This window comes from Nocardioides sp. SRI_004 (genome assembly GCF_057586415.1).
On record NZ_JBYCZV010000006.1, the window covers coordinates 85,522 to 101,214 of the forward strand.

General features: G+C 72.6%; 12 protein-coding genes. 6 read left to right on the top strand and 6 right to left on the bottom strand.

From position 1 onward, the window contains the following. Positions 1-280 precede the first annotated feature (280 nt). Positions 281-2,323: a hypothetical protein gene (locus AC2YHB_RS09980; protein ID WP_487353824.1), complete on the top strand. Its 2,043-nt coding sequence runs from the start codon at positions 281-283 to the stop codon at positions 2,321-2,323. A gap of 28 nt (positions 2,324-2,351) precedes the next feature. On the opposite strand, the gene AC2YHB_RS09985 is transcribed toward AC2YHB_RS09980, so the two are convergent. Together AC2YHB_RS09985 and AC2YHB_RS09990 are read right to left on the bottom strand one after the other, a co-directional pair. Continuing rightward, the gene (locus AC2YHB_RS09985; protein ID WP_487353825.1) at positions 2,352-3,152 is read right to left on the bottom strand and encodes an HDOD domain-containing protein; all 801 of its coding nucleotides are present in this window, start codon (positions 3,150-3,152) and stop codon (positions 2,352-2,354) included. Next, positions 3,149-5,269, bottom strand: coding sequence for a putative bifunctional diguanylate cyclase/phosphodiesterase (locus tag AC2YHB_RS09990; protein WP_487353826.1), 2,121 nt, complete (start codon positions 5,267-5,269; stop codon positions 3,149-3,151). Before AC2YHB_RS09990 ends, AC2YHB_RS09985 begins: the two co-directional genes overlap by 4 nt. A gap of 141 nt (positions 5,270-5,410) precedes the next feature. On the opposite strand from AC2YHB_RS09990, the gene AC2YHB_RS09995 reads away from it, so the two are divergent. The 4 genes from AC2YHB_RS09995 to AC2YHB_RS10010 are packed head-to-tail and all read left to right on the top strand — an operon-like array spanning position 5,411 to position 9,387. Further along, the gene (locus tag AC2YHB_RS09995; RefSeq protein ID WP_487353827.1) at positions 5,411-6,448 is read left to right on the top strand and encodes a FecCD family ABC transporter permease; all 1,038 of its coding nucleotides are present in this window, start codon (positions 5,411-5,413) and stop codon (positions 6,446-6,448) included. A gap of 5 nt (positions 6,449-6,453) precedes the next feature. Then, the gene (locus AC2YHB_RS10000) at positions 6,454-7,485 is read left to right on the top strand and encodes a FecCD family ABC transporter permease (protein WP_487353828.1); all 1,032 of its coding nucleotides are present in this window, start codon (positions 6,454-6,456) and stop codon (positions 7,483-7,485) included. 3 nt (positions 7,486-7,488) lie between these two features. After that, positions 7,489-8,301 carry an ABC transporter ATP-binding protein gene (locus AC2YHB_RS10005; RefSeq protein WP_487353829.1) on the top strand — a complete coding sequence of 271 codons (813 nt, stop codon included), beginning with the start codon at positions 7,489-7,491 and terminating at the stop codon, positions 8,299-8,301. Between the two features lie 45 nt (positions 8,302-8,346). Further along, positions 8,347-9,387 carry an iron-siderophore ABC transporter substrate-binding protein gene (locus AC2YHB_RS10010; protein ID WP_179651862.1) on the top strand — a complete coding sequence of 347 codons (1,041 nt, stop codon included), beginning with the start codon at positions 8,347-8,349 and terminating at the stop codon, positions 9,385-9,387. A gap of 214 nt (positions 9,388-9,601) precedes the next feature. On the opposite strand, the gene AC2YHB_RS10015 is transcribed toward AC2YHB_RS10010, so the two are convergent. Together AC2YHB_RS10015 and AC2YHB_RS10020 are read right to left on the bottom strand one after the other, a co-directional pair. Next, positions 9,602-9,820 (bottom strand): hypothetical protein, encoded by a 219-nt coding sequence (locus AC2YHB_RS10015; RefSeq protein WP_207006118.1) that lies wholly within the window; start codon positions 9,818-9,820, stop codon positions 9,602-9,604. Next, positions 9,817-11,304 (bottom strand): glycosyltransferase family 2 protein, encoded by a 1,488-nt coding sequence (locus AC2YHB_RS10020; protein WP_487353830.1) that lies wholly within the window; start codon positions 11,302-11,304, stop codon positions 9,817-9,819. Before AC2YHB_RS10020 ends, AC2YHB_RS10015 begins: the two co-directional genes overlap by 4 nt. 124 nt (positions 11,305-11,428) lie before the next feature. Here AC2YHB_RS10020 and AC2YHB_RS10025 point away from each other — a divergent pair, with 124 nt between their 5' ends. Further along, entirely contained in the window at positions 11,429-13,498 is a 2,070-nt protein-coding gene (locus tag AC2YHB_RS10025; RefSeq protein WP_487353831.1) for a putative bifunctional diguanylate cyclase/phosphodiesterase, read from the top strand. 99 nt (positions 13,499-13,597) lie between these two features. On the opposite strand, the gene AC2YHB_RS10030 is transcribed toward AC2YHB_RS10025, so the two are convergent. Together AC2YHB_RS10030 and AC2YHB_RS10035 are read right to left on the bottom strand one after the other, a co-directional pair. Beyond that, positions 13,598-14,797 carry an acyl-CoA dehydrogenase family protein gene (locus AC2YHB_RS10030; RefSeq protein ID WP_179647363.1) on the bottom strand — a complete coding sequence of 400 codons (1,200 nt, stop codon included), beginning with the start codon at positions 14,795-14,797 and terminating at the stop codon, positions 13,598-13,600. 11 nt (positions 14,798-14,808) lie between these two features. Further along, the gene (locus AC2YHB_RS10035) at positions 14,809-15,675 is read right to left on the bottom strand and encodes an oxygenase MpaB family protein (protein ID WP_218864574.1); all 867 of its coding nucleotides are present in this window, start codon (positions 15,673-15,675) and stop codon (positions 14,809-14,811) included. Positions 15,676-15,693 lie beyond the last annotated feature (18 nt).

Consider the following 15,693-nt stretch of genomic DNA (forward strand, 5'->3'; position numbering starts at 1 on the left):
TTGCTCGTCCCTCGCCACGCGGCAGGCCGGGAAAAATAGCGTCGGGCCGCGACCTCTGGGGGGGTCGGTCGCGGCCCGACCGGCCCATCATGACACATCGCTGGTCCCCACGGGCGGCTAGGGGCCGGAGTTTCCCCGAACGTCTCGCGACGGCAACGAGCGGGGTCCCCGGGAGGCTCGGCCGGGCCGATGTGATCCCGCTCAACCAAGGCGTGATCCGCTGTTCAGGTACCTGTTACTACGAGTAGCGTTCGGGGTGAGGATTGTGAGGTGTACCCCCATGTTGCTAGCCGTTGAAGAGGCTCCGCCGGCCGGTGGCGCAGCGCTCGACCAGGTCCTGATCGCCTTCGCCGCCTTCGCGGCGATCTACATCCCGCTCGGGATCTTCCTGCTGCGCGAGCGCGACGGGAAGCCGACCGTGATCGGCCGTCTGGCGGACCGGGTGTCGGCGGTCGACGGCCTGCCCCGCTGGGCCGGCCTGCCGAGCTACCTGGCGCTCGTCTCCCTGATCTCGTGCGCGTTCGGCGTGTACTGGGACGTCCCGATCCACATGCAGAACGGACGCGACGAGGGCCCGCTGGCCAACCCGTCGCACTTCCCGATCATGTTCGGCATCTTCTTCTTCCTGGCCGCCGGCGTGATCTCGGCGGGCCTGGCGAAGGACCCGTTGCCGCGTCGTACCGTCCGGCTCACGCCGAAGTGGCGGGTGCCGATGGGCACGCTGGTCCTGCTCGGGGCCGGCATGATCGCCGCCGCCGGCTTCCCGGCCGACGACGTCTGGCACCGGCTCTTCGGCCAGGACGTCACCGAGTGGGGTCCGACCCACGTGATGATGATCGGTGGTGCGGTCACCTGCATCCTCGCCGTCCCGCTCCTCCTCGCGGAGGCCGCGCAGGTCGGGCGGCCCGCGGCCCAGCGGTGGACGTGGATCGGTGGCCTCGCCACCGGCGGCCTGCGGCTGTTCGGACGGATCCTCCCGCCCGTGCGCCGCGAGGCGCCGGAGGCCGTGCTCGCCGACCGGGCCGCCTGGTCGACCCGGCTCTTCATGACGATCGTGATCGGCATCTGCATCATCCCGGTCGGCTTCCTCATGGAGTTCGACCTCGGCGTCCCGCAGTTCCCCGCCGCCACGATGTTCATCATCTCCGGCTTCCTGACCGCGTGGATCTTCACGGCCGGCCGGCTGTTCTTCGGGCCCGGTGGTGCCCTGGTCACGTGGCTGACCTATCTCGGCGTGCGCGTGCTCATCTACGCGATCACCCTGCCGGTCCCCGACATCCACCGGGCCCACTGGCTGCTCTTCCTCGGCCCGGCGCTCTGCATCGAGCTGCTCGCGCTGGTGGTCCGCAACCGCGGGCCGGTGTTCGCGGCCGTGGGCGGCCTGCTCGCCGGCGGCGCGGGCCTGGCGACCGAGTGGTGGTGGATGGACGTCTTCATGCCCTACCCGCTGCCCCCGGACGCCCAGCAGATGCCGCTGATGCTGACGGTGGGCGCGATCGCGGGCGCCGGCGGCGGCCTGCTCGGCTGGTCCTTCGCCCGGCACCTCGAGCGGATCGCCGACCTCCCGGAGGCGTCGGCGCCGCTGCGCGAGGGCATGGCCGTGACCGGCCGGTGGGCCGGTACCGCCGGCACGCTGGCGTTCATCGTGCTCATGGCGGTCTTCGCGCCGCCGGGCAGCGCCGGCGAGGTCGAGGTCGTCAAGGACTGCGCGGGTGACGAGTGCCGCACGACGTACCAGCCCGTCGAAGGGACCGGCGTGATCATGGGCCAGGTCTCGTACGACGACGACTGCATCGGCACCGACGGCTGCCTGACCCGGGTGACCGTCCGCACCGACGAGGACAAGGTCGAGGACGCCGTCTGGATCTCGGCGCTGGCCTACCAGGGCCGGCACCGCACGTCCGGTGACGTGCCGGGCGACGGCATGCTGAGCGTCGCCATGGAGGCCACCGGGCGCGAGGGCGAGTACCGCTCGGCCGAGCCGCTCCCGATCTACGGCAACTGGAAGGTGCTGATCCGGCTGCACCTCGCGCCGACCACGATGGTGTCGATCCCGGTGCACATGCCGGCCGACACCGCGATCGACGGTCCCGCGTCCGGCCTCGTCCAGGTCGACGACGGCACCGACGCGGCGTTCGTGCACGAGCCGTTCATGCTGCAGCGCGAGCGCAAGCCCGACGTGCCGGTGTGGCTGTGGACCACGATGTACGGCGTCGTGATCGCCTCGTGGCTGGTGCTGCTGGCGTTCTACGGCTGGCTGTACGCCGCTGCCGCCGGCGCGAGCGGCGTCCCGGCCCGGAGTGAGAAGGCCCCGGCCTCCTGAGCCGCGCCCGACGGGTGGCGCGGGGAGGTCACGACAGCCCCAGCGCCGCCCGGAGGGCGGCGACATCGGCCCGGATGCCGGCGATCCGGGTCGCCGCCTGCGACTCGGGGACGCGGTGGCGCGACAGGCCGTCCAGCCGGAGCCGCCGGTGCCCGGGGGAGAGCATGCGGGCGGTGAGCTCGTAGGCGGTCCGCACCAGTGCGCCGTCCTGCCCGCCCGGAACCTCGCGAAGCGCCGTCACCATGGCGGGGGAGAAGCGCCAGTGCTGGAGGGCCTCGGCGGTCAGCTGGGGCGAGCTCATGCCGTACCGGTCGGTCTCGGCGCTGAAGCGGGCGGCGCCGAGGTCCGTGGTGGCGACCAGCTCGTCGTACCCGGAGACGTCGGCCTGGTGCATCAGCGCGGCGCCGAGCTGGGCCAGCAGGCCCAGGCACAGCGCGTCCGCCGTGGTCTGCTGGAACGACGGTCCCAGCGCCCCGCAGGCGGCCGCGAGGTGGACGGAGACGTCCCAGAAGCCCTCGGGCAGGGCCGTCGCCTCGTCGAGCCCGGCGAGGGCCACCGTCGCGATCGAGCGCACGGTGTTGAAGCCGACCACGGTGACGGCGAAGGGCAGGCTGGTGACCCGGCCCGACAGGCCGAAGTACGCCGAGTTCGCGAGCTTCATGACCTTGGCCGCGAGCGCGACGTCGGCGCCCAGCATCGCGGCGAGCTCGGCGGCCCCGGCGCTCTCGTTGTTGCTGGTCGCCACGATCTGTGCGGCGACCGGCCGTTGGGAGGCGAGCTCGTCGAGGCGGTCCAGGACCGTGTCGACGTCGAGGGCCAGTGTCGTCATGCCGGCCCACCCTCCGGAGCCGGGCAGCCGGACCGGCACCAGTCGACCAGGGCCGGGCCGGTGAGGGGCAGGCTGAGGCCGTACCCCTGGAGCAGGGCACAGCCCATCTGCTCGAGCTTCTGCGCCTGGATGGGCGTCTCGACGCCCTCGGCGACCACGTCGATCCCGAGGCTGTGGGCGAGGCCGATGACGGCCCGGGCGACGGCGGTGTGGCCGTCCTGGAGCTCCGCCACGAAGGACCGGTCGACCTTGAGGTAGTTGACCGGCAGGCGCCGCAGGTAGGCCAGCGAGGAGTAGCCGGTGCCGAAGTCGTCGATGGCGACCAGCACCCCGTGCTCGCGGAGCCGGCCGAGGATCGCCGACGCCGTGTCCGGGTCCTTCATCAGCGCCGACTCGGTGATCTCGAGGCAGAGCCGCTCGGGCGCGAGGCCGTGCTGGACGAGGGCACGCTCGACCGTGCGCACCAGCTGGTGGTCGCTCATCTGCAGGGCCGAGAGGTTCACGTTGATCCGCGGTGGGGCGAGCGGCCCGAGCTCCTCCTGCCAGGTGGCCATCGCCGTGCAGGCGGCGTCGAGGACCACCTCCCCGAGCTCCTTGACGAGACCGTGCTCCTCGGCGAGGCGTACGAAGACCTCGGCCGGGATCGGGCCGCGCTCGGGGTGGTGCCAGCGGGCCAGCGCCTCGACCGATGCCAGCACGGTGCCGGCCCCCTCGTGGCGCACGATCGGCTGGTAGAGCAGGCTGATCGCACGGTCCTCGAGTGCCTGGCGCAGGTCGGCCACCAGGGCGAGGGTGTCGCAGGCGGCGTTGCGGGCGCCCTCGTCGAGCACCGTCACCCTGCCCTTGCCCCGCGACTTGGCCTCGTACATGGCGATGTCGCAGTCGCGGATGAGGTCCTCGGCGGAGTGGTGGTCCGGGCCCCGCATCACCACGCCGATCGAGGCCCGGGGGTGGATCTCGACGCCGCCGAGGACGACCGGGGCGGACAGCACCCGCAGGATCCGGTCGGCCACCTCCAGTGCGGTCTCGAGCGAGCTGGTGCTGCAGACGACCACGAACTCGTCGCCGCCGAAGCGCGCGACGAGGTCGCCGGGGCGCACGCAGCTGGAGAGGCGGCGGGCGACCTCCACGAGGAGCGCGTCGCCCGCGGTGTGTCCCAGGCTGTCGTTGACCACCTTGAAGTTGTCGAGGTCGAGGAACATGCAGGTCGGGCCGGCGGCCGGGTCCGCCATCGCCTCGTTGATGTGCTCCCACAGCCGGGTGCGGCGCGGGAGGCCGGTCAGGGAGTCGTGCGTCGCCTGGTGGTTCAGCCGCTCCTCCAGCGCGCGGCGTTCCGTGATGTCCTCGAGCGTCGCGACGAACCCGTCGCCGACGCCGGGGCTGTGCAGCGGCGTGAACCGCATGTCGGTGTAGCGCACGCTCCGGTCGTGGTCGACGAAGCGGGCCTGCATCTCCCGCTCCTCGCCGGCCAGCACGGCGACGACGGTCGCGGTGATCGTCTCGAGGTCCTCGGGATGGGCGTACGACATCCACCCCATGCCGATCAGCTTGTCGGCCGGGACGCCGAGCAGGGCGCACAGGGCGTCGTTGACGTGGCCCAGCCGCATGCCCTGCTCGGACATCATCGTCGGCACCGGCGACCGCTCGGCCAGCACCTTGAAGCGCTGCTCGTGGGCGTCGGCGGACGCGCGCAGGGCCAGCTCGAGGTCCGACTGGCGGTCGATCCGCAGCGTCCACAGCCGACGGTCCGGCGCGGGGATCGTGGTCGCCCGACAGGGCAGCCGCTCGCCCACGGCCGTGCGGACCATGACGTCGGCGGTGGTCGGCCGCTCGCGGCGGAACAGGGAGGGGAGCGGGCCGCCGTCCGCCCGCCCGATGAAGCCCTCCAGCGCGGCACCGTCCAGGTCCGTGCCCGCCAGGCCGAGCAGCTCGGTCGCGCCGAGGTTGCTCCACCGGACCACGGCCGGCGCGCCGGTGCCCAGGTCGGCGACGAGCAGGGCGATGTCGGTGTCGGCGGCAGCGGCGTGGAGCACGGCCGCGACGACGTCGCCGGGTTGGCGGAAGGGAACCCCGTGACGGTCGGCGTCCGCGCGCGGGGCGGCAGCGCTGTGGGGCATCGTTCCTCCTCGGCGAGGGGCGTTTCGCGGCATCGGGACACGTGGTCCGATGCGCCGATCGGCAGGCGCGGTCCGCACCTGACGCGGATGGGTCATTGGTCCCGGGACCGGGGCGGAGCAGCGCTGTGTCATTCTTAGGTTATGCAAGCCTTACTCGCCGTCGAGGCGCCCGCGTCCCCGCTGGCGACGACGCCCACCCGCCGCCGTGCCCGGGTCGCGGTCCTCGTGGGGGCGTTCGTGCTGCTCGTCCTCGGCGTGGTGCTGAGCCTGGCGCTCGGCGTGCGCGAGGTGGCCTTCGGCGAGGCGTGGCGGGCGCTCACCGACCCGGTCCCGGGCAACGTCGACCACGCGGTGATCCGCGGGCAGCGGGTCCCGCGCACCCTCATCGCGCTGCTCGCCGGTGCCGCGCTCGCGCTGGCCGGGGTGCTCAGCCAGGGCATCACCCGCAACCCGCTGGCCGATCCGGGCCTGCTCGGCCTCAACGCCGGTGCGTCGCTCGGCATCGTCGTCGCCGCCACGGCGTTCGGTGTCCTCTCCCCGGTCGGCGCGGTCTGGTTCGCCTTCGCCGGGGCGGCGATCGCCGCGGTGGTCGTCTTCGCGATCGGCAACGGCCGCCCGGTCCAGCTCGCTCTGGCGGGGGCGACCGTCACGGCGCTGCTGACCCCGCTCTCGACGCTCGTGCTGTTCCGCGACGTCGACGCGCTGAACCTGCTGCGGTACTGGTCCGTCGGCGCCCTCAACGGGCGCGACATCGACGCCGTCGCCGTGCTCTGGCCCTTCATCGCCGTCGGTGCCGCCCTCGCCCTCTTCTCCGCCCACCGGCTCAACGGCCTGGCCCTCGGAGACGACGTCGCGGCGGCGCTGGGCCAGGGCGTCGGTACGACGCGCGCCCTCGCCGGTCTCGCGATCATCTGCCTGGCGGGAGCAGCGACCGCGCTGGCCGGTCCGATCGCGCTGGTCGGCCTCGCCGTCCCCCACGCCGCCCGGCGCCTGGTGGGCTCCGACTACCGGTGGCTGGTGCCGCTGTGCGCGCTGCTCGGCCCGGTCATGCTGATGGCAGCCGACATCATCGGGCGGCTGGTCAAGGCCGACGAGCTCGAGGCGGGCGTGGTCGCGGCGCTCATCGGCGCCCCGGTACTCATCGCCGTGGCCCGCGGACGACGGGTGGCCGGACTGTGAGCACGGTGGAGGCCACCCTGCGGACCGTCACCCGGATCCGCCGCCGCAGCCGTGCCCGGGCGCTGGCCGTGGTGGTCGTCGCCGCCGGCCTGTGCCTCGGCCTGCTCCTCGTGACCTTCGGCCTGGGTGCCGCGGGCGTCCCGCCGGAGCGGTCCTTCCCGGCGCTGCTCGGGGTGGGGGACCGCTTCGACCTGCTCGTCGTGCGCGAGCTGCGCCTGCCCCGGGGCGCCGCCGCGGTCGTGGCCGGTGTCGCATTCGGCCTGGCGGGCGCGCTCTTCCAGTCGACGCTGCGCAACAACCTCGCCAGTCCCGACATCCTCGGCATCTCCGGCGGCGCCTCGCTCGGCGCGGTCACCGCCGTCGTCGGGTACGACGCCTCGGGCGCCACCGTCAACGTCGCCGCCTGCGCGGGCGCGCTCGGAGCGGCCGTCGCGATCTGGGCGCTGGCCTGGCGCAACGGGCTGCACGGCATCCGCTTCGTCCTGGTCGGCGTCGGCATCGCCTACCTGTGCTCGTCGCTGATCGCCTGGCGGCTCGCGGAGGCCGAGCTGCGCGAGGCGGGCACGGTGCTGCTCTGGACCGTCGGCAGCGTCGCCGACGTCCGTGACGGCACGCTCGGCTTCCTCACTGCCGGCGTGGTCGCCCTCGCGCTGCTGGCGGTCCCCGTCGCCCGCGAGCAGCGGGCGCTGGCGCTCGGCGACGAGCACGCCCAGGGCCTCGGCCTGGGGCCGACCCGGTCCCGGGTCGTCGCGCTGCTGATCGGCGTCGGGCTCGTCGCGCTCGCCACCGCGGTGGCCGGGCCGGTCGCCTTCGTGGCCCTCATCTCGCCGGCGATCGCCCGCCGGCTGGTCGACGACGGCGGGCCGGCCTTGGCCGCGTCGGCCGCGGTCGGCGCCGCGCTCACCATGGGCGCCGACGTCATCGGGCAGTACGCCCTCCCCGGCGGCATCACCGCCCCGGTCGGCATCGTGACCGGCCTGGTGGGCGCGCCGTACCTCCTGTGGCTGTTGGCCCGCAGCGAACGAAAGGCACCGTGACCCATGAGTACCTCCATCGCCGCCGAAGGGATCAGCCTCGGCTACCGCGGCCGCACCGTGATCGAGGGGCTCGACCTCGAGCTCCCGCCCGGCCGGGTGACCGCGATCGTCGGCCCGAACGCCTGTGGCAAGTCGACGCTGCTGCGCGGCCTGGCCCGGCTGCACCCGCTGACCGCCGGGCGGGTGCGGATCGACGGGCAGGACATCGGCGCGATCTCGCGCCGTGACCTGGCCCGGGTGGTCGGCGTCCTCCCGCAGAGCTCGGTGGCGCCCGACGGCGTGCGGGTCGCCGAGCTGGTCGGTCGCGGGCGGTTCCCGCACCAGGGCTGGTTCGGGCGCCACACCAGCCAGGACGACCGGGTCGTCCTGCGGGCGCTGGAGGCCACCGGCGTCGCCGACCTCGCGGACCGCCGCCTGGAGGAGCTGTCGGGTGGGCAGCGGCAGCGGGTGTGGATCGCCATGGTCCTGGCGCAGGAGACCGACGCGGTGCTGCTGGACGAGCCGACGACGTACCTCGACGTCACCCACCAGCTGGAGCTGCTCGACCTGCTGAGCGACCTGAACGCCGAGCGCGGCACGACCGTCGTGATGGTGCTGCACGAGCTCAACCACGCCGCGCGCTACGCCGACCACATGGTCGTCATGTCGGGCGGACGCGTGGCCGCGGAGGGCGCGCCGGGCGACGTGCTGACCGCCGAGTCGGTGCGCGCGGCGTTCGGCCTGGACGCCGAGGTGATCCCCGATCCGGTCACCGGCGGACCGCTCGTGGTGCCCAAGGGACGGACCCGGCGCGGACTCGCCACGAGCAACGCTTAGGATAGCCTCACCTAATCCCGAGAACATGAGGAGATCCACGTGCGCATGACACGTGCCTTCCGTCGCAGCACGGCGCTCGTCGCCGGCCTGGCGGCCGTCCTGGCCCTGTCGGCCTGCGGCGCCGACGACAGCGCGGACGACGAGGACGCCGGTGCCACCACGCTGGAGGTGACCGACGAGTTCCCGATCAGCATCGAGCACGCCTTCGGCACCACCGAGATCACCGAGGAGCCGAAGCGGGTCGCGACGTGGGGCTGGGGCTCCACCGAGGCCGCCATCGCGTCCGGCGTCTACCCGGTCGCGATCGCGGAGCAGCTGTGGACCGTCGGCAAGGGCAACCTGCTGCCCTGGGTCGAGGAGGCGTACGACGAGAAGGGCGTCGAGCACCCGACGCTGCTCCCCGACGACGGCTCCGGCGCGACCGTCCCCTACGACGAGTTCATCGCCGCGAAGCCGGACCTGATCCTGGCGCCCTACTCCGGCATCACCGAGGAGCAGTACAAGAAGCTCAGCGAGATCGCGCCGACGGTCGCCTACCCCGAGGCGCCGTGGACGACGACCTGGCAGGACACGATCACGATCACCGCCAAGGCCCTCGGCCGCAGCGCGCACGGTGACGAGATCCTGGCCGACATCGACACCTTCCTGGCCGACGAGGCCGAGAAGCACCCGGAGTTCGCGGGCAGGAAGATCGCCGCGCTCTACCCGGGGCCGAACGCCATGTCGCTCTACACCGAGCTCGACCCGCGCCTGGCGATCCTCACCAAGCTCGGCTTCGACGTCGCGCCGAGCGTCGCGGAGCTGGACACCTCCGACGGCGGCTTCTACTACGACCTCAGCTACGAGAAGGTCGACGCGATCGACGCCGACGTCGTGGTGACCTACTTCGACGACGACGCCCAGGCGGCTGCCTTCCTCAAGGACCAGAAGGCGCTGGCCATCCCGGCCGTCAAGGGCGGCAACGTCGCCCAGGTCGTCGGCCGCGAGCACATCTCGGCGGTCTCCCCGCCGACCGCGCTCAGCTTCCAGTGGGCCGGCGGCATGCCGGAGCTGGTGAAGCTGCTCTCCGAGGCCGTCGCGGAGTGACCTGCTGACGGCACGCGCTGCAGGACGGCCCGGGAGCGGTTGCTCCCGGGCCGTTCAGGGTTGTGTGCGTGTCCTGCGGGGGTCTCGTGACGGTTGCTGCGCAACCTCCTCGACCACCGGCCAGGGCGTGCGCAACCTCCTCGACCACCGGCAAGGGCGTGCGCAACCTCCTCGACCACCGGGTCAGGGCGTGCGCAACCTCCTCGACCACCGGTCAGGCGGGGTCGTCGGGGTGGATGCTCCGGGTCTCGGCCCGCTCGTACTGGCGCGGCAGGTGGTCGCCGACGTAGATCTTCGGCAGCGCCTTCGCGACGGCCAGGGACACGTAGACGACGGTGTTGATCGCGACGAACGCCGCGAGGATCGCGAAGCCCTGCGAGCGGACCAATGACTCGGGGAACAGGATTCCGAGCGAGACGACGAGGCCGCTCATGCGTCGGCCCGCACGGTCGTCGGTGACTGGACGACGTGCTTCCAGGTGGCGGTGCGTCCGACGGACATGTCGACGATTCCCTTCAGGTACACGATGTCGAGGTAGAGCGCGTAGATGAGCTCGGGGAACAGGGTCGCGGCCAGCAACCGGGCCCGCCAGCCGCCGTTCCACACGGTGACGACCCGCTCCACCGTGAACACGAGGCCGGTTCCGAGCCAGAACGGGAACCACACCCACTGGTCGAAGGACGTCATCATCAGGAACATCAGCAGCAGGTAGGCGAAGAGCGCGATCACGCCGTAGCCGATGCCGAGCTGCTGGGCCCAGTAGCGGAACGTGGCCGGCCGGACGCCGTACTCGCCGAGGTTCTCGAGCGCGCCGCGCTGCCAGCGCAGGCGCTGGGCCCACAGGGCGCGCCAGGTCGGCATCACCTCGGTCACGACGGTGCACTCGGCGGGGGAGACGATGAGTCCGCCCAGCACCTTCAGCGCGAGGGTGATCTCGTTGTCCTCGGTGAGCACGAGGGTGTCGTAGACGTCGCCGGGGACGCCCGGCAGCATCCGGCCGCGCTCGGCGGCGACCGTGCGCAGCGCGCGCGGGCGGAAGACGGTGGCGGTGCCGGTGAGCACGAAGACGCGGCCGCGGCGACGCTGGAGGTCGCGGGCGTAGCGGGTGTACTCGTTGCGCTGGAACTGGCCGATCAGGCCCATGCCGTCCTCGCCGTAGAAGAGCCCGCCGATGGCCATCAGGCCGCGGTCCTGGGTCATCCGGCGCACGGCCGAGGCGATGAACCCGGCGTCCAGCACCGTGTCGGCGTCCATCACCATGACGAGGTCGTTCTCGCCCTGGGCGGGCAGGAGCGCGGTCAGCGCCTGGTTGAGCGCGCCGGCCTTCTTGTGGCGGTTGCCGACGGTCTCGAAGACCTCGACCCCGCACGACCGGGCGATCTCCACGGTGCGGTCCGTGCAGTTGTCGGCGACGACCACCACCCGGTCGGGCGGCGGCTCCTGCTGCCGGAGCGAGGCGAGCGTGGCGCCGATCGCCTGCTCCTCGTTGTGCGCCGGGACCAGGACGGTGACCGTGACCGGGCCGTGGAAGACCCCGCGGGTCTCCTGCATCACCCGGCGGGGGGAGAGGGGCAGGCGGGTGCCGTCGTCGCTGCGGCGCGCCAGGGTGGCGATGCGCCGCTCGATCAGCGCGACCCCGGCCGCGAACAGCAGGGCCAGACCCGTGGCGGCCGCCAGCGTCACGAGGGTCGGGGCCTGGGGGTCGTAGAGGAGGTGCCACCTCCCGACCGTCCCGTCGGTCGGGTCGTCGGCGGGTCGGCTGGTTCCCGAGACCGCCCACCACAGCAGCCCGGCGCCCGCCGTCGCCGTACCGAAGATGACCAGCCCCACGGTGCGCTGCAGGCGGTGCTGCAGCGTCGTCCGCGGGGGCCTCGCCTCGTCGGCGCCGGACCTGCCCGGACTCGTTCCCTCGCTCATTGGCTCGCTCACAATCCTCTGATCGGACAGGAGGCTGCCGATCTGACTGCTTGAACCCGCACGGATGCGGGATGCACGCTGCCAGGACGGAGAAGCCATGGGGTCGCCAGTGGAGCCTGCAGCGGTGCCTCGGGCCGCGGTCGGCGACGACGCCCTGCGTCTGGTCGTCGAGGCATCGCCGAGCGCCATGCTGCTCGTCGACGGCGCGGGCCGGGTCGTGCTCGCGAACACCGAGGCCGAGCGCTCCTTCGGCTACGGCCCGGACGAGATCCTGCAGCTGCGGGTCGAGGACCTGGTGCCGACCCGGTTCCGGCGCCACCACGACCTCGAGCGGCAGGAGTACGTCGCCCATCCGTCGCGCCGGGCCATGGGCGTGGGCCGCGAGCTCTTCGCGCTCCGCAAGGACGGCACCGAGATGCGCGTCGAGATCGGCCTCAACCCGATCACGATCGGCGGCGAGCGGTTCGTGCTGGCGTCGGTCATCGACATCACCGAGCGGCTGCGCGGCCAGGAGGCCGAGAAGGCCGTCCGCGAGGACGTGCTGCGCCGCTCGATCCTCGACAGCATCCCGTTCTGCATCATCGCCACCGACAGCGCCGGCCGGATCGTGACCGCCAACCCGGCCGCCGAGTCCCTGCTCGGCTATGCCCAGGAGGAGCTGGTCGGGCGCTGGATCACCGAGATCGACGCCGCCGAACGGGCCCGCTACGCCGACGGGACGCCCGCCCTGAGCCGGGTCGACGGCGACGAGGCCGAGTGGACCTACCGGCACCGCGAGGGGCACGTCGTACCGGTGGCCGAGGCGGTCGTCCCGATGGACGTCGGCGACGAGCCCGGCTTCATCCTCGTCGCCTACGACATCACGCACCGGATCGAGGCGCGCGACCGCGCGGAGCACCTCGCCACGCACGACAGCCTGACCAACCTGCCCAACCGCGGCCTGCTGGTCCGCCACCTCGACGCGGCCTTTGACGCGGCCGATCGCGACCGTCGCCAGGTCGCGCTGCTGCTCCTCGACGTCGACCACTTCAAGCGGATCAACGACTCCCTCGGCCACCACATCGGGGACGAGATGCTCGTCGTGGTCGCCGAGCGGCTGCTCTCCTGGGTCCGCCAGTACGACGTCGTGGCGCGCCTCGGCGGCGACGAGTTCGTGATCGTCTTCGAGGACCTCGACCCCGGGGTCGACCTGGACCGCCGCATCGCGGACCTGACGCGGGCCGTGCTGGCGCCGATCGTCGTCCACGGCTACGAGCTCGCCGTCACGGCCAGCATCGGCGGCGCGCTCTACCCGGCCGACGGCGACGACCCGGCCGCGCTGCTCAAGCACGCGGACATCGCGATGTACCAGGCCAAGGCGGCGGGCCGCAACGGCGTGCGGTGGTTCGAGCACGGCATGCTCGACGACAACAACGACAAGCTCTCGCTGTCCGCCGCGCTGCGCCAGGCCCTCGAGCACGACGAGCTGTCGCTGGTCTTCCAGCCGCAGCTCGACCTCGGCGGCGGTGGCGTGGTCGGCGTGGAGGCGCTGGTGCGCTGGTCCAGCCCGCGGCTCGGATCCGTCGCGCCGGACCGGTTCATCCCGGTCGCCGAGGACGGCGGCATGATCATCCAGCTCGGCGGATGGGTGCTGCGCTCGGCGTGCTCCGCGGTGGTGCAGATGCAGGCCGATCTCGGCCAGCCGCTGCGGCTCGCGGTGAACGTGTCACCCCGCCAGCTGCGCAGCGCGACCTGGCTGTCCGAGATCACCGACGCCATCGAGGCCAGCGGCATCGAGCCGAAGCAGCTCGAGGTCGAGCTGACCGAGGGCATCCTGATGGAGGACCACGGCGACGTCGTGGCCGTCCTCGACGCGCTGCGCGAGGTCGGCGTGACGATCGTGCTCGACGACTTCGGCTGCGGCTACAGCAGCCTCGCCTACCTGACGAAGTTCCCCATCGACAAGATCAAGATCGACCGCTCCTTCGTCCAGGAGATCACCAGCGCCGACACCGACGCGGCGATCGTCGACGCGATCATCGTGATGGCCCACGCCCTCGGCATGACCGTCGTCGCCGAGGGCGTCGAGACCGAGGTCCAGGAGCGCTACCTGCGCGAGCGCGGGTGCGACGAGGTGCAGGGCTACCGCTACAGCCCCGGCGTCCCCGCACCCGAGGTGGTGCGGGTGGCCCGGGAGTGGGCCGGGGTCTCGTGACGGTCGCTGCGCGACCTCCTCGACCACCGGGCTCGGTGGCCCGGGAGTGGGCCGGGGTCTCGTGACGGTCGCTGCGCGACCTCCTCGACCACCGGGGCGTCAGTAGCTCTTCGGCAGGCCCAGCATCTGGGTGCCGATGTGGGCGAGCACGAGCTCCTCGGCTACGGGGATGTTCTTGGCGATCCGGGCGTCGCGGAAGATCCGCTCGACCGGGTACTCCTTCGAGTAGGCCATCCCGCCGAGGGTCTGGAACGCCTGGTTGGCGGCCTCCCAGCCGACCTGCGCGCCGGTGAGCTTGGCGACATTCGCCTCGTTGCCGCAGGGGCGGCCCTGGTCGAAGAGCCACGCCGCCTTGTAGGTCATCAACCGGCCGAGCTCGGTCTTCGCCTTGATCTGCGCGAGCGGGAACTGCAGGCCCTGGTTGGCCCCGATCGGGCGACCGAACACCTCCCGCTCCCGCGCGTAGTCGCTGGCGATGCGCAGCGCCGCGTCCGCCGTACCCACACCGCCGGAGGCGGCCAGGATGCGCTCGGGGTTGAGGACGTCCCACAGGACGGCGAACCCGGCGTCGACCTGGCCGATGACGTTGGCGGCGGGCACCCGTACGTCGTCGAGGAAGACCTGGCTGGAGTGCAGGATGTTGCTGCCCATCTTGGGGATGGGTGTGTAGGAGAGCGTGCCGGCGGCGAGCGCCTCCCTGACGTCGACGAGGAAGAGGGTGAACCCGGCCGTGCGGGGGAGTCCGCGCTCCTTCGTCTCCGCGGCGGGGATCGTGCGGGTGACGGCGACCATCCAGTCGGCGTTCTCGACGTTGGAGATCCACACCTTCTGTCCCTTGATGAGGAACTCGTCGGGGTTGTCGGGGGCGCGGCGGGCCTGGGTCGTGATCTCGATGGCGTTGCTGCCGGCGTCGGGCTCGGTGAGGGCGAGGCAGAACTGCAGGGCGCCCTCGGCGAGGCCGGGGAGGATCCGCTGCTTCTGCTCCTCGCTGCCGTGGCGGGTGAGCGTCATCGCGCCGAAGCCGGGCGTCGTGACGTAGAAGAAGGTGCCCGCGACGCCGCCGGAGGCGCACAGGGTCATGTTGGCGACGGCCAGCTCGAGCAGGCCCTGCCCGCCGCCGCCGTACTCCTCGGGGACGCACAGGCCGAACCAGCCGCCGGCGCCGAGGTCGTCGAAGACCTCCTGCGGGAAGCGGTGCTCCTCCTCGCAGCGCGACCAGTAGGCGTGGTCGTACTTCGCGGCGACGGCGGCGACGCCCTCCTGGACGGCGAGGGCGGAGTCGGGCAGGTCGAAGTCCATGGGATTCCTTCTCAGACGAGGGGGCGGTGGAACCGGCGGCGCACCCGCATGTCGGCCAGCCACAGGTTGAACGGGAAGACCCGCAGCACGGCGGGGAGCCGGCGCTCGAGCGCGCCGAAGGCCCGCATCATCCGGTCGAAGCGGCGCTGCTGGCGCTTCGACCACGACAGCCCCATCGCCTCGCGGAAGACGGGCGGCAGGAAGCCGGTGGTGACGAAGACGAGGAACGGCGCCAGCAGCCGGAAGGGCCTCGGGAAGTTCTGCAGCGTGGTGAGCTGCATGAGGTACTCCGCCACGTCGGGGTCGATGTCGACCTCGGCGAGCGACTCCTCCCAGTAGGCGGCGAAGGCGGCGCGGTCGGCGGGCCAGGCGTCCGCCGGCATCTGCAGCGTGGTGCCGAAGCGCGCGCAGTGGGCGTAGAGCGCGTCGGCCTCCGCGTCGGGCAGGGGCCCGTGCATCTTCTCGATCATGTCGACCGTGCCGTAGTAGAGGCACGCGGCGACCCAGGTCTGCAGGCGCGGGTCCATCGCCTTGTAGGCGACCTTCTCGCCGGGGCGCGAGTAGACCTGCGCGTGCTGGCGGTTGACCTCCTTGCGGAACGCGGTGCGGTCGTCGTCGCCGCCGAGCAGCGCGACGGCGAGGTAGGTGAAGGTGGTGCGCCCGCGCTTGAACGGCCGCTTCATCGCCGAGCCGCTCTCGACCCGGCTGTTCATCACGCCGTGGCCGACCCCGGGCCAGCTCAGCTGCATGATCACGTTGGCCGGGCCGGCCAGGTGGGCGCCGATGCCGGAGACGTGGTCGCGCATGACGAAGCCCGCGGGCACGGGGACGTCGCGCACCCTGGTGGCGCGGGCAGTGGTCTCGGCTCGGGTGGTCACGACACCGAGGCTAGTCTG

What these genes read in the sequence shown, in the direction of transcription:
- AC2YHB_RS10010 (WP_179651862.1), top strand. Translation starts at nt 8,347, where the DNA reads ATGACACGTGCCTTCCGTCGCAGCACGGCGCTCGTCGCCGGCCTGGCG.
- AC2YHB_RS09990 (WP_487353826.1), bottom strand. Translation starts at nt 5,269, where the DNA reads ATGCCCCACAGCGCTGCCGCCCCGCGCGCGGACGCCGACCGTCACGGG.
- AC2YHB_RS09985 (WP_487353825.1), bottom strand. Translation starts at nt 3,152, where the DNA reads ATGACGACACTGGCCCTCGACGTCGACACGGTCCTGGACCGCCTCGAC.
- AC2YHB_RS10015 (WP_207006118.1), bottom strand. Translation starts at nt 9,820, where the DNA reads ATGAGCGGCCTCGTCGTCTCGCTCGGAATCCTGTTCCCCGAGTCATTG.
- AC2YHB_RS10020 (WP_487353830.1), bottom strand. Translation starts at nt 11,304, where the DNA reads ATGAGCGAGGGAACGAGTCCGGGCAGGTCCGGCGCCGACGAGGCGAGG.
- AC2YHB_RS09980 (WP_487353824.1), top strand. Translation starts at nt 281, where the DNA reads ATGTTGCTAGCCGTTGAAGAGGCTCCGCCGGCCGGTGGCGCAGCGCTC.
- AC2YHB_RS09995 (WP_487353827.1), top strand. Translation starts at nt 5,411, where the DNA reads ATGCAAGCCTTACTCGCCGTCGAGGCGCCCGCGTCCCCGCTGGCGACG.
- AC2YHB_RS10005 (WP_487353829.1), top strand. Translation starts at nt 7,489, where the DNA reads ATGAGTACCTCCATCGCCGCCGAAGGGATCAGCCTCGGCTACCGCGGC.
- AC2YHB_RS10030 (WP_179647363.1), bottom strand. Translation starts at nt 14,797, where the DNA reads ATGGACTTCGACCTGCCCGACTCCGCCCTCGCCGTCCAGGAGGGCGTC.